Raw genomic sequence first — 25,070 nt, 5'->3', positions numbered from 1 at the left:
AACTCGAAAGTCTCTCTCATTTTCTGAATTTACTCTTAATAATTTTCTTGCTCTGATCTAGAAGCATTCACTACTTTTTCTTTTGAGATCTAGCATTTTTTCTTGGGCTTTTTAAAGACCTTTTAAAACTTTTGTCTTTCTCTAGCAATGATCGTATGTTTTGTTATTATCGCTTTTAAATCATTAAGCCTTGTATATGAGCAATTTAATTCTTTTACAAAACCGGAATCAGATGCTCCCAATTCAATTGCTTAGCATAATCCAAAGCCGTTTTTCCGTGATTGGTTTTGATGTTTTTATCACCTCCGGATTGCAAAATCACTTCAACGGAACTTAGGTTTCCAGCGATGGTTTCGCGGTGTAAAAGTGTAAATCCGTTATCATCAACATTGGTGAGCTCTGCAGGATAGTCATTCAGAAATTTTACAAAATCTTCTTTCATATTTCTGCTCATCGGGTGTTCAATAAGATTTTCAGGCTTTTCTTTTTGTTCGTACACAACTTCTATTTCATTAAAATCTCCGAAATCAAGCTGCCAAGCATCGTCATGATCTTTTCTTTCGGATGGTGACATATCTGCACGCATTTTCTGAATGGTAAATCCACCATAAGCTTTTGGAAGTGGAGTAGAAGATGAAGAGAATAATTTAGAAAGTTTCGATTTTTTCTCTGGCTGAGTCATTGCAAAAAGCCAGTCGCTGATTTCGTTTAATGGAATTTCAAAATAATCGCCGGGTTGTATATTGGTCAGCTCGTTCGGCTCATTGATGAGGTAGCCTTTTACAGAATCTCCGTCAAAATCTATGTCATTAATCCACATGTGTTCGACTATATTTTCACCGGTTTCGGGATCTTCTTGTGAGAAAGCCACTTTTACGCAAGCCAGATTCAGTCCCGGAATGATTCTACGATATTCCCAAGATTGCTCTCTCCAGAAATATTTAAAAGTTTCCTGCGCTTTTTTATAAGCTTCAATCATTTTGGGGTCGGTTCCGTCTGTGAAGATAAATGAATTGTCTTCCATTGTATTTAAGAATTTTGTGATTTAATTTAAAACTAAAATACAAAAAACATTAAACAATGGTTTAAAATTTACATGAAATTATATCACTCTTTTGTTACCACATTTTACACATAAGGTTGCAGTTTCTGTTCTGTAAGGTTTTCCACAGTTTTTACAATCAGGTCCATACATATCAATGAAGTGATGCATTATTGCATTTGGATTTGTTTCTTCAAAACCCGTTACCTCTTTATAATAATCAAGTAGTTTACTGAAGTTCGGAGCCTTTCTTAATTTTCTAGCTTCTTGAAATCCTTCGGATAATAATTTTGATGCAATTTTTCCTTCTTCGGAATCAAGCATTGGGATGTCCATTCTGCATCTCCAGCAATACCTGATTTTCATATCTAAACATCCTTTATAAAATCCTCATACTCATAATAAAACCTCTCAAAACCATCCATTTTTTCCACAAAAAACTCGAAAATCTGCTGCCATGAATTTTTATTCAAAACAGAAACTCCGTCTTTCTCTATCCAAATTCTGCTGATGACTTTTCCGTTTTCCAAAGTGTAGAATTCTTCCTTGTGAAAATCACCAATGTAATCTTTCAGAATATCTTCCAACGACCAGATTTTATTATAATACGCATCTCGGTAGACTTCATCTTTCATTTCGATGTCTAAAGAAACTTCTGCTTTTTTGTTGTCAGCATTAAATTTAAATGAAAAATCTTTGACTTTGGTATCATACAAAATCCATTTTCTCGGAAACGACTTTCCGAAAGCCGTCCAAAATTCTTTTTTGAGTTGTTGTGCTTCCTGTTTACTGAACATTTGACAAAGATAAAATTTTTAGCGGGAAACGGAATGGTAGAAGATGGAAGTCAAATGTTTCTCATCACAAAAAATTATTATTAAACTGAAAGCTTCCTTCTTTAAAAAATATTTACTTCGATCATTGTGCTTCAAACTTGCAACCATAATATTCTAAGTTTTTTCTTACTTTTGTTTTACAATGCTGTCAAAAAAATCTCAATATGCGTTTAAGGCACTTTCATATCTCGTAGAAAAGAGAAATGAAGGACCTGTTCTTATTTCAGAAATTGCTGAGCACAAAAAGATTCCTTTGAAGTTTCTTGAAAATATTTTACTTCAATTAAAAAAATCTGATATTCTCGACAGCAAAAAAGGAAAAGGAGGCGGGTATTTCTTAAGAGATCTTCCCGAAAAGGTAACACTGGCGAAAATTATCCGTATCGTCAATGGACCGATTGCAATGCTGCCTTGCGTAAGTTTGAATTTCTATGAAAAATGTGATGACTGTAATGAAGATCACTGTGGTCTGCACGATGTTTTAATAGAAGTACGTGATGCATCCCTGAAAATTTTAGATGAAAAAACATTGCTTGATCTGATCGACTGATCTTCTTCACTTTTTTAAAATTATTAGTCCACCTATTTGGTAGGATAATAATTTTATCTGATATTTGCATTACTTCAAATGCATAAACGATGATTTCTAAAGAAGATGCAGATATACTAAAACAACTTTCCGCAGAAGACGGATTGAAATTAATTTCAGAAAAATTCTCAGAAGGAGTTGTCTTTTCCACATCGCTAGGTCAGGAAGATCAGATAGTTACAGACATGATTTTCAAGCAAGGGCTTCCTGTAAAAGTTTTTACATTAGATACGGGCAGACTTTTTTATGAGCATTACGATTTACTTTCAAAAAACAATTCGAGATACAAAACCAAAACCGAAGTTTATTTTCCGGAAGCTTCTGATGTAGAAAAATATGTGAATGAAAAAGGCATCAACGCTTTTTATCATTCCGTAGAAAACAGAAAAGAATGTTGTTTCATCAGAAAAGTAAAACCTCTCAACCGCGCTTTGGAAGGTGCACAAGTATGGATTACCGGACTTCGCTCCGAGCAATCCGAAAATCGTGAAAATATGCCGATCATTGAATGGGATGATGACCGAAAATTATTTAAGTATAACCCTTTAATCGGCTGGTCTTATCAGGACGTTCTTAATTATCTTGAACAGCATAATGTTCAGGAACTCTCTTTGCATAGAAAAGGATTCATCAGCGTAGGTTGTCAACCATGCACAAGAGCGATTGAAGAAGGTGAAAATCCGCGTGCCGGCCGTTGGTGGTGGGAGAATTCACAAAAAGAATGCGGTCTGCATACACATTAATTCAAATTTTCAGAAATAAAAATGATTACACATAAATTAGACTATCTGGAACAGCTGGAAGCCGAGAGCATTTACATCATGCGTGAAATTGCGGCGCAGTTTGAAAAACCGGCTTTGCTTTTCAGTGGTGGAAAAGATTCGATTACATTGGTACATTTGGCTAAAAAAGCTTTTGCTCCGATGAAAATTCCTTTTCCCTTGGTCCATATCGATACGGGACACAATTTCCCTGAAGCATTACAGTTCAGAGATTATTATGCTGAAAGCATCAGTGCAGAACTGATTGTCAGAAAGGTTGAGGATACTATTAAAACTAAAAATTTAACAGAACCAAAAGGGAAATTTGCCTCAAGAAACTGGCTGCAGACGCATACCTTACTAGAGACCATTGAAGAATTTCAGTTTGATGCCTGTATTGGTGGTGCGAGACGAGACGAAGAAAAAGCAAGAGCAAAAGAACGTTTTTTCTCTGTTCGTGATGAGTTTGGTCAGTGGGATCCAAAATTACAGCGACCGGAATTGTGGAATATCTACAACGGAAGAATCAACAAAGGTGAAAACATTAGAGTTTTTCCGATTTCAAACTGGACTGAACTTGACGTCTGGAATTATATTAAAAAAGAAAACATTCAGTTACCATCCATTTACTTTGCTCATAACCGAGATGTAATAAAGTATGATGAACAGCTGATTGCAGTTTCAGATTTTATTCAGATTGATGAAAATGATGAGATTTTGAATAAGAAAGTTCGTTACAGAACTGTTGGCGATATGACTTGTACTGCAGCAGTGGAAAGTGCAGCCGAAACTTTGGATGAAGTTATTACAGAAATCACCGCTTCAAAAATTTCCGAAAGAGGAGAAACCCGAATTGATGATAAAGTAACAGAGGCGGCAATGGAAGACAGAAAAAAAGGAGGTTACTTTTAATATGGGTGATGAGTAATTGATTATAAGTAATTTGAAAGTTACTGCTTATTTACTCATAGCTTAAATTGAATAAAAATCACAAAATATAAAGAAATGAGCAATTTTATAAGATTACTCATTGTCATTTATTCATTACTAATATAACAAACGTGGACATATTAAGATTTATCACTGCTGGAAGTGTAGACGACGGGAAAAGTACCCTGATCGGAAGACTCCTATATGACAGTAAAAACATATTGATTGATCAGCTTGAAGCTTTAGAAAAACAATCAAAAAATAAAAACGAAAATGGTGTTGATCTGGCGATTCTTACTGATGGGTTGAGAGCCGAAAGAGAGCAGGGGATTACCATTGACGTTGCATACCGCTATTTTTCTACACCTAAAAGAAAATTTATCATTGCAGATGCTCCGGGACATATTCAGTATACCAGAAATATGATTACAGGTGCTTCCAATTCGCAAGTGATTGTGATTTTAATTGATGCGAGACAGGGTGTGATTGAGCAGACCAGAAGACATTCAATCATCGCTTCATTACTGAAAATGAAAAATGTTGTGGTAGCAATCAATAAAATGGATTTAGTTGATTATTCTGAGGAAGTTTACAATGATATTAAAGCTCAGTATGATTTGGTTGCACAGAAATTAGGATTAGAAAATGTCAACTACTTTCCGATTTCTGCTTTTTATGGTGATAATATTGTTGATCAATCATCGAGAACAGATTGGTATAAAGGTTCTACACTTTTAGATTTCCTTGAAACGGTAGAGATTGATGAAAATACACATGTTGAAAATCCTAGATTTCAGGTGCAATATGTGATCCGTCCGCAAACTGACGAGTTTCATGATTACAGAGGTTATGCAGGAGAAGTTATTTCTGGAATTTATAAAAAAGGAGATGATGTGACTATTCTTCCACAGAATATTCAAACAAAAATATCAAAAATAGAAACCGGCGGGAAAGAAGTCGATTTTGTTTTTACCAATCAACCTGCCGTTTTACATATTGAGGATGATATTGATATCAGTCGTGGCGATTTTATCGTCAAAACAGATAGACAGCCCAAAGTAGACAATGAGTTTGAAGCAGTGGTTTGCTGGCTTGATAAAAAAGAACTGAATGAAGGAAATAAATATTTTATTCAACATAAAAGCAAAACTTTAAAAGCAATCGTCAAAGAAATTGAATATAAAATTGATGTCAATACTCTAGAGAAAATATCGCTCAGCAACAGTATTAAACTGAATGAAGTGGTGAAAGTTCGATTTAAAACCGCTTCACCGTTGGTTTTTGACAGTTTTGAAGACAGTAAGTCTACCGGAAATGCCATTCTTATTGATGAAACCAGTAATTCTACAGTGGGAGCTGTAATGATTTTATAATATGGTAATCACACGAAAAGTTCAGCTCAGATTAAATGTTTTGTTAATCACAGTGGCCATAGTTTGTATCGTGGTTTTTTCACTTTATAATTTGGGGTATCTGGATGAGCTTTTAAATGTGTTAGCAAAAGACAATTATATTTTTTATTGGATGATGCTGGTAGGTTTTTTAGCGGAAATCGTTGCAGGATCAATGGGAATGGGATATGGCGTTATTTGCACAACCACACTGCTATTCCTGAATATTCCACCCCATATTGTCAGTGCGAGTATTCATTCGGCAGAAAGCTTTACAACAGCCGCAGGGAGTATAAGCCATATTAAACTGAAAAATGTAAGTAAAAGTTTGGTCAAAAAATTGGCGGTTCCGGCAATCATCGGTGCAATCATTGGTGCGTTATGTCTTACCTATGTCGGAGAGTATTACTCTAAAATCACCAAAACAATTATTGCTTTTTACACCTTGTATCTGGGTTTTCAGATCTTGTCGAATGCTTTTAAACCGAAACGGAAAAAGTCATTAAAGAAGACAACAAATCTCACAAGACTAGGGTTGATAGGTGGTTTTATAGATTCGTTTGCCGGTGGAGGATGGGGACCCTTGGTAACGGGAACTTTAATAAAAAATTCTTTTACACCAAGATTTGCGGTTGGCAGTTCCACCGTAGCTAAATTTATTCTAACCCTTACTGCTGCAATCACTTTTATTTTCACATTGGGAATTCAGCACTGGAATATCATTTTGGGACTTTTGGCTGGAGGTATCGTAACCGCTCCGTTTTCGGCGATGTTAACTTCAAAATTACATGTAAAAGGGATGTTTATTGTCATAGGAATTTTGGTGATCATCATGAGTTCTGTAACGATTTATAAATCTGTGTTTTAATTAAAACTTGATCTTATAAAAAAAAACTTTAGGATTTAAACTTAAAATAAAAAGCGAAATTATTTTACATTTACATTCTAAAAATAAAGCATGAATTTACACATTGTTGCACTTTTCAAGTTTAACGAAAGCTATCTGATGGAGGCGGTTGAACTTTTCCAGACATTGGTGAGAGAAACAAGAAAAGAAGAAGGTTGTCTTCAGTATGATCTCATTGAGGATAACGAGCAGAAAGGAACTTTTTTTCTGATGGAACTATGGGAAAGTGCAGAACATCACAATCATCATAATGGTAGCGATCATTTGCTGAATTTCAGAAGAGATGCATCAAAAATCATGACAAGCAGCACTCAGGTTTATAAAGGATTTAAAGTTTATTAATTACAAGTAAATCTTAAAAAAAATGCAAAAGGCAGTTTCATCATTTTGAAACTGCCTTTTTATAGAAAAAATAGAAAGTATTGAAAATTGCGACAAATTTTTTAAGATAATAAAACTTCAAAATGTTTTTTCACTAGATGAAATTGCTATTTAGAATTATTCTATAAAATTAGTTATTTATTTTTAATAAGTCTAAATAAATTTATATTTATTTGCTTTTTTTATTTTAATGCACTGTATTTCGATAGGGCAATAAAAAAATGCTGATTACTATTTGTAGTCAGCATTTTATATTTTAATTGAGATGTGGTTATCTTTTAATAAACTTTGATTTTACAGCTTTTCCTTCTGTAGTTTCAAGCAGAATATAATAAATTCCGGATTGTAATGTGTTGATTTCGAATCTTGAATCTTTTACTTTACCAGAAGCAACTTTTTGTCCCGCAGGAGAGTAAATGTCTATGGTTTTAGGCTGTGATTTTCCTGTAAACTGAAGCGCCGTGTTTTCTGTGTTAACTGCAAATCTGATCTGGTCGTTTGCTTTTTTGATATCTCCAGTTGATAATACTGTTGCAGTATTATACTTCACATTGTCAATCGATAAAGCTGAATGAGATACCGTGCTTCCTGGAGGGCCCATAAGTTGTGGACTATGAAATCTAAATACGATAAACTGTTTAGTAGAAGCAGGTACGGTTACAGGTGTGATTGTTGGAGTGTTTGTTGCAGAAAACACGTAAGTCTGAATAACCTGATAAGATGCAGGTACGCCGTTATTTGCAATAAGACTTGCGGGATTATCTATTAAAGCAACTTCTAAAGTAGCTCCTCCGGTTGGTGTGGCTGTAAATGTTATTTGTTTAGATCCATCGGGTGCTGCAATTTGAGGAGATACCAGAAAAACGTCAGTGCTCGTAGATCCTGCTGCATAAAACTGAGCATATTTGTTTCCGCTTGCCTGGTCGATATATACGCTGTGCGGTGCAGATGCTGTGGTCTTTTTAGTCCATCCGTTAACCAGATTATTGTAATTAGCTGGTGTTGATACGATTGCGCTTTCGAAATTTTCATCCAGAGTGGCAACTTGAGCGTTTGTCGTGATGACTGATAGCATTAAAGTCCCGAAAAGTATTTTTACTTTCATAGCATTTTTTTATTTAGAATTATTCTACAAAAGTAATAAATTATTTTTAACTATTCTAAATAAAGCATATATTTGTCAAAAATTTTGAGTTTATGAAGAAGAAAGTGCTTTCTGTGATAACGTTATCTGCTGGTTTTTGGATGCATGCGCAGGATAGAGATTCTCTCAATCAGAAGAAAATAGAAGAGGTGGTCATCACTGGGCAATATATGCAGCAATCGATTAACAAGTCAATCTATAAGGTTGAGGTAATAGATGCAGAGCAGATAAAAAATATGGCGGTAACCACGGTTGCAGAAGTTCTTAATCAAAATCTAAATATCCTTATTGTACCGGATGCCGGAGACGGAAGTTCGCAGGCGAACATTATGGGTCTCGGTGGAGCTTACACCAAGATACTGATTGATAATATCCCAGTAGTGACAGACAGGGGAAGCGGTAACCAAATGGATCTCAGCAAAATCAATGTCAATAATATTGAGCGCATTGAGGTTGTAAAGGGTGCCATGGGAGTCGAGTACGGAAACAATGCCGTGACCGGTGTAATCAATATTATCACTAAGAAAAACTACAGTAAAAAGGTCAATATCAATCTTTCTCTTCAGGAAGAAACGGTGGGTAAAGACTACGATTGGTTCAAAAAAGGAAACGGAAGACACATTCAGTCATTAAATTTAGGATATAAAATCAATGACAATTGGACGGTAGCTGCTGATATTAATCATAACGATTTTCAGGGCTACCAGGGAAGGTACAACGGTTACAAATATTTTTCTCAGGCCAACGACGGTTTGAGAGGGTATGAATGGCTTCCGAAAGATCTTTTGTCTACGAACGCCACCGTGCGATATGCAAAGAATAATACCACATTATTTTATAAAATAAATTATCTTAAAGAAGATATCAATTTCCGAAACCAGGTTGTGCAAGAACTTCCTTTGACTGGCGGAAACAGAACATATGTAGCAGACGATACAGATTATTTTACCAACCGCTGGATTCATCAGTTTAATATTCAGACAAAGCTTGGTAGAATAAATTATATGGGTGATTTCTCTTATCAGACACAAAAAAGAGAAAGCCAGAACTATGAATATGATGTTCCCAATAGAACAGAGATTTCAAGAGGAGCAAAGGATGCTTACTATGATTCTAAAGTTTTGTATTCGCGTGGAATGTTCAGTAATTTTTTAGACAGTGAAAAATTCAACTTTCAGCTGGGGTATGAATTAGATAGAACCAGTGGTTATGCAACAGCAGCTACTGTTACCAATAATACTGCAAATATTGATAATATCAATCGGGCAATCTTCAGCTATGCCAATTTTATTTCAGCTGAATGGAAATTTTCTGATGACTTCTCACTAAGACCGGGTTATCGCCTTGCATTGAGTGACAGGTTTGATTCTCAGCAAAATTACTCTCTAACGGCAAGATACAGTCTTTCTCAAAAATCTGATCTTCGTGCTGTCTTTGGTTCATCCAACAGATTTCCAACGTATGAAGAGCTTTATACATATGTAGTAGATGCTAACCACGATATCAGAGGAAATGAAAATCTGACGCCCGAAACCGGATATTCTGTAGGAGTTTTTTATGATTTTAAATCACAAGATAATAATGCGTGGAAGTTTGATGTCAATCTTTCAGGAATGTATCTGGATGTAAAAGACAGAATAGAAAATGTGGTGATCAGCAATAGCCCTTTAAGATATACTTATCTCAATGTCAATCAATACAATTCATTATTGTTTGGAGGTGGATTTACAGCAAAGCACAACAATTTTTCACTAAATGCAGGTGTTTCTGTACTGGGAATTTCTCAGGAGCTTATTTCCGGTAACGTCACTTCTCCAGATGATTATAATTTTTACACGGAGGCAAATTTAGCTGCGAACTATACGGTTCCTGCGACAAAAACTTTATTTGCTCTTTATTACAAATACACTGGTACCAGAAAGCAGTTTACTTTGGAAGAAAACGGGAATGTTTCTGCTGAACCCGTTTACATTCTTGGAGAAGTGGGAAGCTTTAATATGTTTAACTTCACTGTTTCTCAGCCATTCTTCAACAATCATTTTGAAATCAGCGCAGGTGTTAAAAATATTTTTGATGTAGGTACGATCAGAAATACCGTATTGCAGGGCGACGCACACACTGCTGCTGCAGGAGATCAGAACCTTTTCTATGGCAGAAGCTATTTTGCAAGACTAAATTATAACTTTTAAAGTATTCGATAATGAAAAAAATATTAGTGAGCTTATTAATAGGAACTTCTTTGGTTTCTCAGTCATGTATCAGTGATAATGAAGATTTAGTAGCTGTTGCTCCTGTTGACGGTGCCTCGGTCAATGTAAGTGTAGGAGGAGCAACTCAGCCCAATCAGGTATGGTTTGACCTAAGTGAAAATAAAAGAGTGTTGACCAAAAGAACAGACTGGGATCTCGCATTTTATTCAGGAACTGCTTTTAAAGTGGTTTTAAATTCATCAATCATGATGGGAGCTACAAAAATTCCTAATGCTACCAATATTGATGCAGTGACTTCTGCAAGTGTTGTAGCTCTTCAGGCTCAGGTTCAGGTAGCCAATTTTAATCCGGCTAATGAAATTTATATTGATGATGTAAAAGGAAATTTTCCTTCAGGGTATACGGCAATTGGAGAAGTAAAAGCCGTGGAGGCAGACAACGGAATCTATCTTGTCAACATGGGTAAAGATGTCTATCAGGGTACTGTAGCGATAGGTGCAGTTACTTATAGTGGTGATTCCAGAGGATGGATGAAAGTACAGATTACAAGAACTTCTGATGGGTACAAAGTGAAATATGCCGAGATCGATGCAACGGCTCACAAAGAAATTACGGTTACTAAAAATGCCAGCTACAATTATAATTTTGTCAGTCTGAAAAATAACAAAGAGGTTTTCATTCAGCCAGAAAGGAAAAAATGGGACCTATGTTTTTCTGTATTTACAAACACAATTCCGGGTGCAGGGAGCTATGCATATGCTGATTTCGTTAACAATAATAATGTAGGTGGTGTAGCTGCTTATGAAGTAAAAGTGACAGCTCCTACAACGGGAGTAGATGCTTACAACAAGTTTAAAGCGTCAGACATAGATCAGTCTCAATTTGTTATAGACGATCACAGAATTATCGGTTCCAACTGGAGAGGTACAGCCAGTGGTGCTGAAGTGTATGGTGACCGTTTCTATGTAATTAAAGATTCAGACGGATATTATTTTAAACTGAGATTCACCAGACTTACAAAAGCCACTACAGACAGTGAAGGTCAGGCCGGCGAACGAGGCTTCCCGTCTTTCGAATACAAACCATTATAGAATAATCTAAAATAATTAGTAAAATATGAAAAAATTCATCCTTGCAGTTTCTGTTCTTGCAGCAGTGTATTCTTGCAAAAAAGAAACTTCAAAACCAACTGAAAATACAACGGAAGTTTCTTCTGAAACCCCGAAAACCAATAATAAAATAGTTTCCATCAGTGGTGGTATTACAGAAATTGTAGCGGCTTTAGGACATGAGAGAGAAATTGTAGCAACAGACGTTACCAGTACTTATCCTGAAACTTTAAAAGCTACCGCTAAAGATTTAGGTCACGTAAGATCTATGACGATCGAGCCGATTATGGCAGTAAGTCCAACTTTAATTTTAGCTTCAGACAAAGATATCAATCCGGATTTATTAGGAAAAATCAAGACTTCAGGGATTAAAACTGAATTGTTCAAACAGGAATTTTCTGTTGAAGGAACCAAAAAATTAATTTCTGATGTTGCAAAAGCTATTGGAAACAAAAATTATCAGAAGTTAAATGATAAAATTGATGCGGATTTAAAGAACATACAGCCGATTGCTAAAAAACCAAAAGTACTTTTCATCTATGCGAGAGGAAATATGATGATGGTTTCCGGGAAAAATACTCCAATGGCTGCCTTAATTGGTCTTGCAGGTGGTGAAAATGCAATCAATGATTTTGAAGATTTCAAACCTTTAACTCCGGAAGCGGTAGTAAAAGCAAATCCTGATGTTTTATTCTTCTTTACAAGCGGATTAGAGGGTTCAGGAGGAAACGAAGGAGCTCTTAAAATGCCGGGTGTTTCTCAGACCAATGCCGGAAAAAATAAGAAGATTATTGCAATGGACGGAGGTTTGGTTTCAGGGTTCGGTCCGAGATTAGGTGAGGCAGCAGTTGCATTAAATAAGTTATTAGTTGAAAACACAAAATAAACTATATTTTTATCTTATTACAAGTGCCCTTTTGCTGGTTATTCTGGCAATTGGGGCACTTTTCATCGGAGTCTATGACTTCAATGGCGTTTCACCATTTAGAGTTTTAATACAGTTTATTACAGGCGATCCTAATTTGGCATTAAATGACAAATATGTCATTTGGGATGTTCGTGCGGCCCGAATTATCATGTCAGTTCTGATAGGAAGTATGCTTGCTGTATCGGGAACGAGTCTGCAGGGTTTATTTAAAAATCCTTTGGCAACCGGTGAAGCAATCGGTCTCACTTCAGGAGCGACTTTACTTGCAGCAATTGCAATTGTTTTAGGAGGACATTTCAAACAGTATCTTCCTGAGATGGTTCAGTTTTCACTGACAGGTATTTCAGCTTTTATCGGAGCTTTATTGGCCATGATGCTGGTGTACAGAATCTCTACAAGTGCAGGGAAAACAAACGTCGTCATGATGTTGTTGAGCGGTGTAGCCATTACCTCAATCGGTTTTTCAATTACAGGATTTCTGATTTATATATCTAAAGATGAGCAATTGAGAGATCTTACCTTTTGGAATATGGGGAGTCTTGCCGCTGCAACATGGACAAAAAACATCGTTCTTGCAATAGTTATTGCAATATCCTACACCGTTTTACTACCGAAAGGAAAAGCATTGAATGCTATGATGTTAGGGGAAAGAGATGCACGGCATTTAGGTATTAACGTGGAAGGATTAAAAAAGCAGATTGTGATTATCACTTCATTAATGGTGGGAACCTGCGTGGCATTTTCAGGAACGATTGGTTTTGTAGGTCTTATTGTACCGTATATTTTGAGACTTTTATTTAAATCAAATTATACATTCATCTTACCTCTGTCGGCGGTGTTGGGAAGTATTTTACTTTTAATTGCAGACACCATCAGCAGAAGTATAGTTGCACCGTCAGAACTACCGATCGGAATTTTAACATCATTAATTGGCGGTCCGATTTTCATCGCTATCTTAATTAAATTTAAAAAATCACTCTAATGTTAAAGGCGAATCAGATCAATTATAAGCACAAAGAATTTTTTATTCTTGATGAGGTTGATGTCTCTTTAGGCTACGGAGAATTTTTGGCAATTGTGGGTCCCAACGGAGCAGGGAAATCGAGTTTGCTGAGTGTTTTAGCCAATGAAGTGAAGCAGGGAATGCAGAGTGTACTATTTAAAAAGAAAGAAATTTCTGATTGGGAAGTTCGCGAACTGTCAATGCATAAAGCAAAGTTTTCTCAGCATAATTCCAACGAGATTCCGCTTCAGGTAAAAGATGTGGTGATGATGGGGCGTTATCCTTACTTCAATTCACAGCCCGGGAAAGAAGATTTTGAAGCCATGAATAAGCATCTTTACGAAAGCGACGTTTACCATTTGAAAGACAGAGACTATAATACATTGTCCGGTGGAGAAAAACAGAGGGTACATCTTTCCCGAGTAATGACTCAGGTTGAAAATGAGATTGAAAAAAAACTGATTTTCTTTGACGAACCTCTGAATAATTTGGACGTGAAGCACCAGTATAAAGCTTTGGAAATCATTAAAAAATTTACACAGAAGCAAAATTCAGCCATTGTTGTTTTGCATGATCTGAATTTGGCTGCGCAGTTTGCAGACAAGATTTTGTTAATGAAATCAGGGAAAGTTTCAGCATACGGCACTCCGGAAGAGGTTTTTACTTCGGAAAATATAACTCATGCCTACAATTTTCCTTGCACGATCTGTCCGCATCCTGTCAACGCAAACCCAATGATTATTTTTGGATAAATATGGAAAAAGATCAACTAAAAATATTAGCAGAAAATTTAGCAAACCCTCAGGGAGCAAAAGGGATTGAAATCGGCGAGATGATGCATGCCACAAACATCGGAATGACGATGGAAAGTATTCATGCTTTAATCATCGAAGACAGTAATCATATTCTCGAAATAGGTCACGGAAATGCAGGCCATCTGAAAAGTCTTTTAAAAATTGCCAAAGATTTGAAATACACAGGAATTGACATCTCTGAAACCATGCACAACGAGGCTGGAAATTTAAATATTGAATTTAAAGATCAGGCTGATTTTGTATTGTATGAAGGCGAAAAACTTCCTTTTGAAGATGAAGTTTTCGATAAAATATTCACCGTCAACACGGTTTATTTCTGGAAAGAGCCTGTAGCTTATTTAAATGAAATTTACAGGGTTCTAGATGATAACGGAACCTTTGTTCTTACTTTCGGTCAGAGAGAATTTATGCAAACTTTACCTTTCACAGAATACAATTTTAAACTGTACAGCAATGATGAGATGGAGGAATTGGTTTCTAAAAGTCATTTTAAAAGAATGAAAATATCGGAAAAAGAAGAAGCAATAAAAAGCAAAACGGGAGACGAATTAATTAAAAGAATTTACACAGTTTTAACCATAAAAAAATAAAATAATGAGCACATTAGTTAACGAGCTGAAAGAAAGATGGGAAGCTCTGAAAGCAGAAAACCCACATTTGAGAATAAGAAATGCCGCAGAACAGCTGGATGTAAGCGAAGCAGAATTATTACTGACAAACGTAGGTGAAGGTGTTACCGTTCTTAGACCTGAATTTGCCAACATCTTAACAGAGGTTGAAAAATTAGGTAAAGTAATGGCTTTAACAAGAAACGACGAGTGCGTACATGAGAGAAAGGGGACGTATTTAAACGGTGATTTCACTAGTCCTCATGCACAGCTTTTTGTAGGTGAAGATATCGATTTGAGAATCTTTCAGAATCATTGGAAATTTGCATTTGCCGTTGTAGAAGGTGATAGAAAGAGTCTTCAGTTCTTTGGAAAAGACGGTTTGGCACTTCATAAAATTTATGTAACAAAAGACAGCAACGCCGAAGCTTTTGATACAATTGTTACTCAATTTACTGCTGAAAATCAAACTGAAATTTTTGAATTCGAAGCAGTGGTGCTAAAAGCTACTGAAAAAGAAGATGCAGAAATTGATGCTGAAGGTTTCAAAAAAGCATGGACTGAATTGAAAGATACCCACGATTTCTTTATGATGACCAGAAAATTCGGAGTTTCAAGAACTCAGGCTTTGAGATTGGCTCCTGAAGGGTATGCTAAAAAAATCGAAACTTCAAAAGTGGTAAATGTTCTGGAAGATGCATCTGAAAAGAATTTACCCATCATGATTTTCGTTGGTAACAGAGGAATTATCCAGATTCATACAGGCGAGGTGAAGAAAACAATGTGGCACCAACAGTGGTTCAACGTAATGGATCCTGATTTTAACCTGCATCTAGATGTAACTAAAATCGCAGAAGCATGGATCGTGAAAAAACCAACAGAAGACGGAGAAGTAACTGCTATTGAAGTATTCAACAAAGAAGGTGATTTTATCGTTCAGTTTTTCGGTAAAAGAAAACCGGGAATCCCTGAATTGCAGGAGTGGAAAGATCTTGTAGCAGATTTAGAAAAATAATTGATAATTGATTTGTTGAAGACCGTTTTGTTTTTGTAATTCAAAGCGGTCTTTTTTGTTTTGATGAAAATAAAAATCGTGCAAATATTTTTTCATGAACAGTATAAATTTAAATATTTAGATGTAATATTTATTTGTGATATTTGTGAAAAATATTCGTGACATTCGTGTTTAGAAAATAAAATTTTAGAAATGAAAAATAGTTTAATCACCATATTTTTGATTAGTTTTTGTTATGTAAATGCACAAAACCTTAAAGCTTTTCAGTTTTACAATCAAAAAGGAAAGGAAATAAAGACAGATAAACTAGTCAAAGAATTGGCTGAGTATGACGTTGTTTTCTTTGGAGAAAATCATAACAATTCAATCAATCATTGGCTTCAACTGAAAATCACAGAAGCTTTATTTGTAAAGAAAAATGAACAGATCATTTTGGGAGCAGAAATGTTTGAAAGAGATAATCAATCCCAGCTGGATAATTATTTAAGCGGAAAATTTGATGCTAAAACATTTAAAGATTCAGCCCGCCTTTGGAATAATTTCACCACAGATTACAAACCTTTGGTTGATTTTGCGAAAGATAAAAAACTCAAGTTCATAGCCACTAACATTCCGAGAAAGTACGCGTCTCAAACCGCAAAAGAAGGTCTGGAATCATTAAATAAATTGAGTGAGACAGAAAAAAGCTATATGACTCAGCTTCCCATCAAAGTTACCTTAGACACTCCCGGTTATCCCGAAATGAAAACCATGATGGGTGAACATGCTGAAGGTACCAAAGTGATGAATTTTATTTCTGCGCAGGCAATAAAAGATGCGACAATGGCAGAATCTATTCTGAAAAATTTTGAAACCGGAAAAACATTCATTCACTACAACGGAAACTTCCACAGCAAAGAATTTGGTGGAATTTACTGGTATATCAAACAGAAAAATCCGAACCTTAAAATGGCCGTCATCTCCGTTTTCGAATCCGAAGATCCTGAATTAAAAATTCCTGAAAAAGAATATATTCCGACAGATTTTAATCTGATTATTCCCGCAGATATGACCAAGACTTATTAGAAGAGTAAATGGAAATGATAAAGCTCTGATGTGACTAATGTGTTAAATATTTTTGTGGTAAAATGTCTTAAAGATTTCATTGTTTTTCACAAATGATAATGCTGAAAAAATCTACGATGGAAAGTTCAATAGGAACAGGCTTTAGCCTATTATTTAATGGAAATGAATTCAATCGGCTTTAGCCAAAACATAAAAACATCTTTATATTTGTTTAAGATTCCAACAAAAATGAAAAAAATCTCTTTACTCCTCATATTTTTCATCAGTTTCATTAATGCACAAAAACTGACCTCAACCGAAATTTCTTTAATCAATCAAGGCGACATCAAAACCGCTTTGCCTATTTTTCAAATAACCGATTCTCATCAGCACACGACTTTATTAGATCAGTCAAAAGAAATCGATCCTAGCGATCCGAACACTGCAACTTTGGTTTCAAGAATGAAAGAATCTCTTTTGTCAACCGACGGTGGAGTAGGAATTGCCGCACCACAAGTCGGCATCAACAGAAAAGTAATCTGGGTTCAGCGTTTTGACAAGCAGGGAGAACCATTAGAATATTTTATCAATCCGGTCATTACATGGAAATCTGAACTTCAAAATCTTGGTCCGGAAGGTGATCTGTCGATTCCAGAATTCCGTGGACAGTTTTACAGAAGCAAAGTGATTCAGCTTCAATATGTAGATTTAAAAGGACAAAAATTTACAGAAATTGTTGAAGGATTTACGGCAGTGATTTTCCAACACGAAATCGACCACCTTTTTGGAGTTTTAATTTCAGATAAAAAAGAAAAAGAACTGAATGATGAGTATATAAAAGTGGATGCTTATAAGAGAAGTGATTCTGTGGGAAGGGGATAATTTGAATTTAAAGATATACTTTCCTATTTTTCGACAATTGTATTCTTATTAATTAGTTTTTCAAAACAGAAGAAAATAATAATGAATGATATACAGGAAATGATATGAAAGGGTGAATTTTCAAATATATTGCAAAATCCAAGTATTAGATAAATTAATATACTGCCAATCAGACTTGTGAAAAAACCTAAAATAAAAAAAAGAAATCTTTTAGTTTTAGCCATCACTAGAAAAAATAGCGAGCCCAAAATTAAAATTGATTCAATTATAAGTATTATTCCTCCATCTTTCCCATAATGAAAGTTTGGATCACCTTCAGCGATTTTATAGTCAAAATATACGATAGTGTATGATATTACTATTATTAAAATGCAAAATTTTATTTTTCTTATCATGAATAAGCTTTTTGATCGAAACCTTTTACAAAAGTAGATAAATCAATAAGTTCAGATAGAATAAAAAATCTGCTCCCAAGGAAGCAGATTCATATAATTTAAAGAGGAAAATCTTAGTTATTCGTCACCGAAAGTTTCACTTCCATATTATTTCTTGTCGCATTAGAATATGGGCAAATCTGATGTGCTTTTTCAGTCAATTCTTGAGCTTCTTCCAAAGAAACTCCTGGAATATTCACATCTAATTCCGCAGCCAGGCCAAAACCACCATCTTCATTCTGTCCGATGCTTACTTTTGCGGCTACAGAAGTTTCTCCGGTTTGAATTTTAGATTTGCTGATGATCAAATTCAATGCGCTGTCAAAACACGCTGCATATCCTGCTGCGAAAAGCATTTCAGGGTTGGTGTAATCGTCATTGGCTCCGCCTAATCCTTTGGGCATTCTCACTTCAAGATCCAAAACTCCGTTATCGCTTTTTACCTGTCCGTTTCTTCCGCCTTTTGCGGTAACGTTTGTTGTATATAATGTTTTCATTTATTTTTGAATTTTACTTAAAATTTTCTGAATGGTTTCCTTCAGCTCGAATAAATCTTCTGTTGTCAGATTGAGTTTCTCCTGCATTTTTGCCGGAATCTCGCAGGCTTTCTGCTGCAAGTCTTTACCTGCCTGATCTAAAAAAACTTCAACCACTCGTTCATCTTCCTTTTTTCTTTTTCTGATGACGAAACCTTTGGCTTCCAACCTTTTCAGAAGTGGAGTTAAAGTTCCGCTGTCGAGATACAGTTTTTCGCCAATCTGATTAACGGTCAATCCATCCTTCTCCCAAAGCACCATCATCACAAGATATTGCGGATAGGTAATATCAAGCTCATCCAGAAACGGACGGTATAAACCGGTGATTTCTTTTGCCATGACGTATAGCGGGAAACATAGTTGGCTTCCTAATTGGGGTGGGTTGTACTTTTCCATAATGTATCGACGAAAAATAAGTTGAAAATATTATTTTCTGATGATAAATTCCTCCATCGGAATTCTTACTTTTTTCATATGAGAAAGGTAGTCATTCTCGATATCTTTATAACCTAGATATAATAGGCTTACACTCTTCAGACCTAATTCTTTTAGTCCAAGAATTTCATCAACCACTTCGTTGCTGAAGCCTTCGGCAGGAGTAGAATCTATTTTTAATTCGGCAGCCTGTGCCATTGCCAAACCTAATGCGATGTAAGTCTGTCTTGCAGTGTGTGCAAAATGTTCTTCAGGAGTCTGAGCTCCATACAGTTCTTTAATTTTATCGGTGTAGCTGCTGAATCTACCTCTTGGTAAATCTCTCACATCGGTATGGTGATCGTACACTTTATCAATTTTTTCATTAGAATAGCTGTCCCATGCTGCAAAAACCAACACGTGAGAAGAATCTCTCATTACTTCAGGATTTAATGCACCTTTTACCATTTTCTCTTTTAATTCCTGATTTTCTACAACAATCACACGGAAAGGTTGTAATCCTGATGAAGTAGGAGCCAATCTCGCAGCTTCTAAAATTGTATTTAAATCTTCTTCCGATACTTTTTTTGTTGAGTCATATGCTTTTACAGCATGTCTCCATTTTAAGTCTTCTATTAATGACATTGTTTAATATTTTAATTAAAAATTTGATTCTGAAAATTGTCTGAATCAAATAACAATACAAATATACGGAACAATTAAATTGTGTGCAATTTAATTTTGTAAAATGAATTTTAGATGAAATCTATGATGTTTGTATTTCTAATTTTAAGCTAAAGATAATCCATTGAAAACAGACGATGAACTAATTTAATCTGATAAAGAATAATGCCGTTTAATTTTTGTTATTAACCAATTCCGCTTCAAAAACATCTGTAAAATGCTTTCTAATCTTGATTTTAATATCTTCAACTTCTTCCGCAGTCAGTTCTCTTTCCAGTTCTCTTTTCAAAGAAGTTACCTGTTTATCTTTAATTCCACAAGGGATAATGTATTCAAAATAACGCATATCTGTGTTGACATTAAACGCAAAACCATGCAAAGTCACCCAACGGGAAGCTTTGACCCCCATTGCACAGATTTTTCTGGCGTAAGGTTTTCCGACATCCAGCCAAACTCCGGTTTCTCCCGGTGAACGTTCACCTTTTAAGCCAAATTCAGCCATCGTTCTGATAATCACCTCTTCAAGATTTCGCATGTATAAATGAATATCGGTGAAGAAATTTTCAAGATCTAAAATCGGGTAACCCACAATCTGTCCGAAACCGTGATAAGTAATGTCTCCACCCCGATTTACCTTTACAAAAGTGGCCTCGATTTCTTTTAATTTATCAATTCCTGCTAGCATATTTTCTTCATGGCCGCTTTTCCCCAATGTGTACACATGCGGATGTTCCACCAAGAGTAAATGGTTGGAGGTAGTAAGACGTTCTTCGGTTGGTAAGTCACGATTTTTGATTTTGGTATCAATGATTTCTTTCATTAGACTTTCCTGATAATCCCAGGAAGACTGATAATCTTTTACGCCCAAATCTTCAAATGCTACGACTTTATTTTGATGTGTGTTCATGCCTTTTATTAACAGACAAATTTAGTGAATTTTAATTTTTTATGGAATGAATAAAATCTATGGCATTTATCTTCCAATCTTTATCGTTCAGCAAAATATTGACGAATGCTGTTCCGATGATTCCGCCATCTGCTTTTTCTGTGACATTTTCAAAATCATCTTTAGATTTAATTCCAAAACCGATCATTACCGGATTTTTTAATGGAAGAGAAGCTACCCTGGAAAGGTAGTATACATTTTTTAAAACGGCATTTTCGTTTCCTGTCGTGGAGGAAGAACTTACCGCATACAAAAATCCAGAACTTAAAGAATCCAAGTACAAAATTCTTGCATCTGAAGTTTCAGGAGTTATCAGAAATGTAAAGTTCAGATTGTATTTTTCTAAAGTTTTCTGATAATTCTTTTCGAATTCGATGGGTGGTAAATCGGGAATGATTAGCCCGGCAACGCCACTTTCAGAACATTCTCTGCAGAAATTTTCAAACCCAAAACTTAAAACCGGATTGATATAACCCATCAAAATAATCGGAATTTTAATTTCATTTTTAATTGATTTTAATTGAGAAAAGAGTTTTTCAATCGTCATTCCGTTTTTTAAAGCCAGTTCGTGTGCTTTTTGAATTATGGGTCCATCGGCAACAGGATCAGAATAGGGCATTCCAATTTCCAGCATGTCTGCTCCGGAATTTTGAATGAGTTGTATGATATCGGGAGTGTCTTCAAGTTGTGGAATTCCCGCTGTAAAATAGATATTTAATTTTTTCATAGATGTAAGTATTTTAATAAGTTGTTGATAATTAATAGCAATATTTCAATACCGACAATAATCAAAACAGCAACTGGAATATATATTAATCTTATTTTATAATTAAACTGACACTGAAGTGCACGGAATGAATTGATAATTTTATCACGATGTTTAAAGAAAACAATCAAAATCAAAAGCTGGAATAAAACAGCATTGCCTAAAGCTCCCACATTTACTTCGAAGAAATAATCCTGCAAAATAATGTTGATGAGAATGCAGCTGAGTATAACTCCACCAAATAATCTTGTTCTAGGAATCAAAAATAAAATCGCTCCCATAGTTTCAAAAATCCCAATGATTATCGCATAAGTTTTTGAAAATGAGTAAAAAGCCCACATCAAAGTCATAGGTTTCATGGCATTGATAGGTTCTGTATACGATGAAATTTCATCAAATTGTACTGGTTTTGCAAGCCCATAAATAATCATTTGTATGGATACAATTCCGACAGCAAGCCACTCGAAAATATTGAAAATTTCAAGTTTTGATATCTTAATCATAGATTTTTCAAATACGTTTCCATATCCTTATCACCACGACCGCTTAAACAGATGACAACAATATCATTTTCATTAAATTTCTTTTTATTTAAAACGGCCAAAGCGTGAGCACTTTCCAGAGCGGGAATAATTCCTTCCAGTTTTGTCAGTTCAAATGCAGATTGTAACGATTCATCATCATTAATACTGAAAAATTCTGCACGGTTTTCCGTAAATAAATGCGCATGAAAAGGCCCGATTCCCGGATAATCCAACCCTGCAGAAATAGAGTGTGGCTCAATTACCTGTCCATCATTGGTTTGCATTACCAAACTTTTACTTCCATGCAAAACGCCTAAAGTTCCTAAAAAAGTAGTCGCCGCAGATTTTCCTGATTCGACGCCGAAACCTCCCGCTTCTGCCGCAATGATTTTTACATTTTCTTCATCTACAAAATGATAAAAAGTTCCTGCAGCATTACTTCCACCACCAACACAGGCAATCACATAATCAGGATTTTCTCTTCCGATTTGCTCGTGAAGCTGTTCTTTAATTTCTTTTGAAATCACACTCTGAAATCTCGCCACCAAATCCGGAAACGGATGCGGACCAACAACGCTTCCGATTACGTAATGTGTTGTGGTTGAGTTATTAATCCAATCTCTTAATGCTTCATTGACGGCATCTTTCAAAGTTTTCGAGCCAGAAGTTGCAGGAATTACAGTTGCTCCCAACATTTTCATTCTTCCAACATTCGGAGCCTGTCTTGCAATGTCAACCTCGCCCATGTACACGATACATTCCAAACCAAGCATGGCGCAAGCTGTAGCGGTTGCCACACCGTGTTGTCCGGCTCCTGTTTCTGCGATAATTCGGTGTTTACCCAAACGTTTTGCTAATAAAACCTGACCAAGAGCATTGTTGATTTTGTGAGCTCCGGTGTGATTGAGATCTTCTCTTTTAAGATAAATCTTGGTATTGTATTTTTCGCTTAAATTTTTAGAAAAATAAAGTGGAGTAGCGCGACCCACATAATTTTTTAATAAATCCTGATATTCATTTTGAAACTCTTCGGAATTAATAATTTTAAGATAATTCTTTTGTAGTTCTTCAACATTGGGATACAACATTTCGGGGATGAATGCGCCGCCGAATTCTCCGTAATATCCGTTCCCGTCTGGATTTTTATAATTTGACTTAATCATTTTTATACGTTATTTCAGGATGATGTTTCACTTCAAAATTTAATGAATTCGCGATGAAACAGTATTCATTTGCTTTGTGATGGAGCTGTATTGCTTTTTCAATCATTTCTTTTTCTGCAACTACAATTTTGGGTTTCAGAATTATCTCAATAAATTTTCCGCTTCCATTTTCACTTTCTATCATTGTTCCTTCTGCACAATCTGTATATTCTAAAACAAGAATTTTATGAACAGCACAGAAGTGCAGATACCATAACAAATGACAAGATGAAACTGAAGCTAACAATAAATCTTCGGGATTGTGAAGTTTAGAATTTCCTAAAAATGCAGGATCAGAAGAACCATTTATTTCTGCTTTGCCATCAACCGAAATGGTATAGCTTCTTTCGTATGAACGGTAGCTTTTGGTTGATTCTCCAACATTACCTGTCCATTCTGTTTTTAATTTGTAGTTGTGGTTTTTCATTGATTGTGTATGAGATTTTTTATTTTTTCCAGATCTTTAACTCCGGGTTCAGTTTCAAATTTTGAATTGATGTCGAGGGCAAAAGGTTTTTGATTTAATTTGTCAATATTTTCGATGTTTATCTCTGAAATTCCGCCGCTTAAAAAGTAAGAACACGGAATTTTTATTTCGTTTAGTATATTCCAATCAAAGGTTTTACCAGTTCCGCCGAAAGCTTTTGAATTGGTGTCGAAAAGTAGGTAGTTGACGGTTGTCGGCTGATGATTGATCATTTCTTGTAATTGTTCTGCATTCTGATTTCCAACTCTGATCACTTGTATAATTTCAATTTTGGGATTCAGTTGTAATCTTAAACATGAAATATAATCTTCATTTTCGTCGCCGTGAAGCTGTATTAAATTTAAACCTGCTTTCTCTGAAATTTCTATTATTTTATTTACCGTATCATTCACAAAAACACCGACTTTTCTTCCGTGATTTATTTTTGAAATTTCATCTAAACTCAAATGATTCAAAACATATCTTGGTGATTTCTCATAAAAAATAAAACCTAAAAAATTGATTTTTATTTCCACTAATTCACGAATTTGGCCGAGTTGTGTCAGTCCACAAACTTTAAGTTGCGATTGGCTTTTGGTGTCTTGCTTTTGGCTCTCTGTCATTGGTAAATTGATAAACTGTTACGTTGTTACATTAGAAATAAATTCACAGAATTTCTTCCCCGGATTTTCATTTTTCATAAAATATTCTCCCATTAAAAATCCGTCGAAGCCTTTTCCTTTTAAAAATTTGAAATCCTGTTCACTGTAAATTCCACTTTCTGCGATGGATAAAACTTCTTCTGGAAGCTGATTTTTTAAATTGACAGAATGTTGCAAATTCACTTTGAAATCTTTTAAATTTCTGTTGTTGATACCTACAAAATCTATATTTTTATTGATGTGTTTTAACTCATCTTCTGAGTGAATCTCCAATAAAACTTCCAGATCCAATTCCTGAGCAAGCTCAGTAAATTCCAAAACCTGGGAGGGTGAAAGACAAGCTGCAATCAATAAAATAATGTCTGCTCCCAAAGACTTTGCTTCATAAAATTGATATTCATCAATCATGAAATCTTTTCTTAGAATCGGAATGCTGATGTGATTTCTAACATTTAAAATATCTTCAAATAAACCTCCGAAAAAAATTTGATCAGTCAAAATAGAAACCGCACTAGCTCCGAAGTTTTCATAGGCTGAAACAACTTCTATCGGCAAAGCCTGATTATTAATTGTTCCTTTAGATGGAGATTGTCTTTTAAATTCGGCGATTATTCCTGATTTTGATTTCAAAGTCTCTTTTAAGGATAAAGTTTTTCTGCCGAAAAATTCTGAATCTTTCAGTTGCTGCAGAGAAATTGTAGATTTTAAATCTTCAATTTCCTGTTTCTTTCTTTCTATAATTTTATCTAAGATGTTCATTTTTCCTTTTTTGCGTGGAATTATTTGAAAATTTTATCCTATCCTTCGTTAGCTCTCTTTGTTTTTTAACGAAGATTTCTTG

The 25,070-nt window shown here is 35.2% G+C and carries 29 protein-coding genes; 15 read left to right on the top strand and 14 right to left on the bottom strand.

Annotation, left to right across the window (positions count from 1 at the left end; all coding sequences use genetic code 11):
• Nucleotides 1-214 precede the first annotated feature (214 nt).
• The 3 genes from AR685_RS05040 to AR685_RS05030 form a co-directional block, all read right to left on the bottom strand.
• Nucleotides 215-1,024 (bottom strand): DUF2314 domain-containing protein, encoded by an 810-nt coding sequence (locus AR685_RS05040; protein ID WP_047442790.1) that lies wholly within the window; start codon nucleotides 1,022-1,024, stop codon nucleotides 215-217.
• A 78-nt stretch (nucleotides 1,025-1,102) separates the two neighbouring features.
• On the bottom strand, nucleotides 1,103-1,408 hold the full coding sequence (locus AR685_RS05035) for a hypothetical protein (RefSeq protein WP_059123909.1): 306 nt from the start codon (nucleotides 1,406-1,408) through the stop codon (nucleotides 1,103-1,105).
• Nucleotides 1,409-1,410: 2 nt separating this feature from the next.
• Nucleotides 1,411-1,839, bottom strand: coding sequence for a DUF4268 domain-containing protein (locus tag AR685_RS05030; RefSeq protein ID WP_047442792.1), 429 nt, complete (start codon nucleotides 1,837-1,839; stop codon nucleotides 1,411-1,413).
• A gap of 181 nt (nucleotides 1,840-2,020) precedes the next feature.
• Here AR685_RS05030 and AR685_RS05025 point away from each other — a divergent pair, with 181 nt between their 5' ends.
• From AR685_RS05025 to AR685_RS05000, 6 genes are all read left to right on the top strand, one after another.
• Nucleotides 2,021-2,428, top strand: a complete 408-nt coding sequence (locus AR685_RS05025; RefSeq protein WP_047442793.1) for an RrF2 family transcriptional regulator — start codon at nucleotides 2,021-2,023, stop codon at nucleotides 2,426-2,428.
• 89 nt (nucleotides 2,429-2,517) lie between these two features.
• A complete protein-coding gene (locus AR685_RS05020; RefSeq protein ID WP_059123908.1) occupies nucleotides 2,518-3,210 on the top strand; it encodes a phosphoadenylyl-sulfate reductase in 693 nt (230 codons plus the stop codon).
• 21 nt (nucleotides 3,211-3,231) lie between these two features.
• Nucleotides 3,232-4,140, top strand: coding sequence for a sulfate adenylyltransferase subunit CysD (gene cysD, locus AR685_RS05015; protein WP_047442795.1), 909 nt, complete (start codon nucleotides 3,232-3,234; stop codon nucleotides 4,138-4,140).
• A gap of 149 nt (nucleotides 4,141-4,289) precedes the next feature.
• The gene (locus AR685_RS05010) at nucleotides 4,290-5,531 is read left to right on the top strand and encodes a sulfate adenylyltransferase subunit 1 (protein ID WP_047442796.1); all 1,242 of its coding nucleotides are present in this window, start codon (nucleotides 4,290-4,292) and stop codon (nucleotides 5,529-5,531) included.
• 1 nt (nucleotide 5,532) lies between these two features.
• Nucleotides 5,533-6,417 carry a sulfite exporter TauE/SafE family protein gene (locus tag AR685_RS05005; protein WP_047442797.1) on the top strand — a complete coding sequence of 295 codons (885 nt, stop codon included), beginning with the start codon at nucleotides 5,533-5,535 and terminating at the stop codon, nucleotides 6,415-6,417.
• A 90-nt stretch (nucleotides 6,418-6,507) separates the two neighbouring features.
• Nucleotides 6,508-6,798, top strand: coding sequence for a putative quinol monooxygenase (locus AR685_RS05000; RefSeq protein WP_047442798.1), 291 nt, complete (start codon nucleotides 6,508-6,510; stop codon nucleotides 6,796-6,798).
• A gap of 310 nt (nucleotides 6,799-7,108) precedes the next feature.
• On the opposite strand, the gene AR685_RS04995 is transcribed toward AR685_RS05000, so the two are convergent.
• Nucleotides 7,109-7,942 (bottom strand): T9SS type A sorting domain-containing protein, encoded by an 834-nt coding sequence (locus AR685_RS04995; RefSeq protein ID WP_059123907.1) that lies wholly within the window; start codon nucleotides 7,940-7,942, stop codon nucleotides 7,109-7,111.
• Nucleotides 7,943-8,034: 92 nt separating this feature from the next.
• On the opposite strand from AR685_RS04995, the gene AR685_RS04990 reads away from it, so the two are divergent.
• The 9 genes from AR685_RS04990 (at nucleotide 8,035) to def (ending at nucleotide 17,595) form a co-directional block, all read left to right on the top strand.
• Nucleotides 8,035-10,170: a TonB-dependent receptor plug domain-containing protein gene (locus AR685_RS04990; RefSeq protein ID WP_047442800.1), complete on the top strand. Its 2,136-nt coding sequence runs from the start codon at nucleotides 8,035-8,037 to the stop codon at nucleotides 10,168-10,170.
• Nucleotides 10,171-10,181: 11 nt separating this feature from the next.
• Nucleotides 10,182-11,282 carry an HmuY family protein gene (locus AR685_RS04985; RefSeq protein WP_047442801.1) on the top strand — a complete coding sequence of 367 codons (1,101 nt, stop codon included), beginning with the start codon at nucleotides 10,182-10,184 and terminating at the stop codon, nucleotides 11,280-11,282.
• Nucleotides 11,283-11,307: 25 nt separating this feature from the next.
• The gene (locus AR685_RS04980; protein WP_047442802.1) at nucleotides 11,308-12,186 is read left to right on the top strand and encodes a hemin ABC transporter substrate-binding protein; all 879 of its coding nucleotides are present in this window, start codon (nucleotides 11,308-11,310) and stop codon (nucleotides 12,184-12,186) included.
• Entirely contained in the window at nucleotides 12,170-13,210 is a 1,041-nt protein-coding gene (locus AR685_RS04975) for a FecCD family ABC transporter permease (RefSeq protein ID WP_059123906.1), read from the top strand. Before AR685_RS04980 ends, AR685_RS04975 begins: the two co-directional genes overlap by 17 nt.
• On the top strand, nucleotides 13,210-13,983 hold the full coding sequence (locus tag AR685_RS04970; RefSeq protein ID WP_047442804.1) for a heme ABC transporter ATP-binding protein: 774 nt from the start codon (nucleotides 13,210-13,212) through the stop codon (nucleotides 13,981-13,983). The genes AR685_RS04975 and AR685_RS04970 overlap by 1 nt, the downstream gene beginning before the upstream one ends.
• Nucleotides 13,984-13,985: 2 nt before the next feature.
• Nucleotides 13,986-14,636 carry a class I SAM-dependent methyltransferase gene (locus AR685_RS04965; protein WP_047442805.1) on the top strand — a complete coding sequence of 217 codons (651 nt, stop codon included), beginning with the start codon at nucleotides 13,986-13,988 and terminating at the stop codon, nucleotides 14,634-14,636.
• Between the two features lie 4 nt (nucleotides 14,637-14,640).
• On the top strand, nucleotides 14,641-15,669 hold the full coding sequence (locus AR685_RS04960) for a hemin-degrading factor (protein WP_047442806.1): 1,029 nt from the start codon (nucleotides 14,641-14,643) through the stop codon (nucleotides 15,667-15,669).
• A gap of 192 nt (nucleotides 15,670-15,861) precedes the next feature.
• Nucleotides 15,862-16,734 carry a ChaN family lipoprotein gene (locus tag AR685_RS04955; protein ID WP_059123905.1) on the top strand — a complete coding sequence of 291 codons (873 nt, stop codon included), beginning with the start codon at nucleotides 15,862-15,864 and terminating at the stop codon, nucleotides 16,732-16,734.
• 228 nt (nucleotides 16,735-16,962) lie between these two features.
• Nucleotides 16,963-17,595: a peptide deformylase gene (def, locus tag AR685_RS04950; RefSeq protein ID WP_059123904.1), complete on the top strand. Its 633-nt coding sequence runs from the start codon at nucleotides 16,963-16,965 to the stop codon at nucleotides 17,593-17,595.
• A 508-nt stretch (nucleotides 17,596-18,103) separates the two neighbouring features.
• On the opposite strand, the gene AR685_RS04940 is transcribed toward def, so the two are convergent.
• From AR685_RS04940 to trpC, 10 genes are all read right to left on the bottom strand, one after another.
• A complete protein-coding gene (locus AR685_RS04940) occupies nucleotides 18,104-18,526 on the bottom strand; it encodes an organic hydroperoxide resistance protein (RefSeq protein WP_047442810.1) in 423 nt (140 codons plus the stop codon).
• Nucleotides 18,527-18,961: a MarR family winged helix-turn-helix transcriptional regulator gene (locus AR685_RS04935; RefSeq protein WP_059123903.1), complete on the bottom strand. Its 435-nt coding sequence runs from the start codon at nucleotides 18,959-18,961 to the stop codon at nucleotides 18,527-18,529.
• A 30-nt stretch (nucleotides 18,962-18,991) separates the two neighbouring features.
• Nucleotides 18,992-19,624 carry an NAD(P)H-dependent oxidoreductase gene (locus AR685_RS04930; protein ID WP_059123902.1) on the bottom strand — a complete coding sequence of 211 codons (633 nt, stop codon included), beginning with the start codon at nucleotides 19,622-19,624 and terminating at the stop codon, nucleotides 18,992-18,994.
• A gap of 211 nt (nucleotides 19,625-19,835) precedes the next feature.
• On the bottom strand, nucleotides 19,836-20,570 hold the full coding sequence (gene lipB / locus AR685_RS04925; RefSeq protein ID WP_047442813.1) for a lipoyl(octanoyl) transferase LipB: 735 nt from the start codon (nucleotides 20,568-20,570) through the stop codon (nucleotides 19,836-19,838).
• A 31-nt stretch (nucleotides 20,571-20,601) separates the two neighbouring features.
• Nucleotides 20,602-21,336 carry a tryptophan synthase subunit alpha gene (gene trpA, locus AR685_RS04920; protein WP_047442814.1) on the bottom strand — a complete coding sequence of 245 codons (735 nt, stop codon included), beginning with the start codon at nucleotides 21,334-21,336 and terminating at the stop codon, nucleotides 20,602-20,604.
• The gene (locus AR685_RS04915) at nucleotides 21,333-21,878 is read right to left on the bottom strand and encodes a hypothetical protein (RefSeq protein WP_052187690.1); all 546 of its coding nucleotides are present in this window, start codon (nucleotides 21,876-21,878) and stop codon (nucleotides 21,333-21,335) included. The genes trpA and AR685_RS04915 overlap by 4 nt, the downstream gene beginning before the upstream one ends.
• The gene (gene trpB, locus AR685_RS04910) at nucleotides 21,875-23,062 is read right to left on the bottom strand and encodes a tryptophan synthase subunit beta (protein WP_047442815.1); all 1,188 of its coding nucleotides are present in this window, start codon (nucleotides 23,060-23,062) and stop codon (nucleotides 21,875-21,877) included. The genes AR685_RS04915 and trpB overlap by 4 nt, the downstream gene beginning before the upstream one ends.
• Nucleotides 23,055-23,528, bottom strand: coding sequence for an OsmC family protein (locus tag AR685_RS04905; RefSeq protein ID WP_059123901.1), 474 nt, complete (start codon nucleotides 23,526-23,528; stop codon nucleotides 23,055-23,057). Before AR685_RS04905 ends, trpB begins: the two co-directional genes overlap by 8 nt.
• On the bottom strand, nucleotides 23,525-24,190 hold the full coding sequence (locus tag AR685_RS04900; protein ID WP_059123900.1) for a phosphoribosylanthranilate isomerase: 666 nt from the start codon (nucleotides 24,188-24,190) through the stop codon (nucleotides 23,525-23,527). Before AR685_RS04900 ends, AR685_RS04905 begins: the two co-directional genes overlap by 4 nt.
• 18 nt (nucleotides 24,191-24,208) lie before the next feature.
• Nucleotides 24,209-24,988: an indole-3-glycerol phosphate synthase TrpC gene (gene trpC, locus AR685_RS04895; protein WP_059123899.1), complete on the bottom strand. Its 780-nt coding sequence runs from the start codon at nucleotides 24,986-24,988 to the stop codon at nucleotides 24,209-24,211.
• Nucleotides 24,989-25,070: the final 82 nt, after the last annotated feature.

It is taken from the genome of Chryseobacterium sp. JAH, assembly GCF_001507335.1.
Classification (GTDB): Bacteria; Bacteroidota; Bacteroidia; order Flavobacteriales; family Weeksellaceae; genus Chryseobacterium.
Note: the sequence above shows the minus strand (reverse complement) of the source record. Positions and strands in the feature narration are given on the sequence as shown.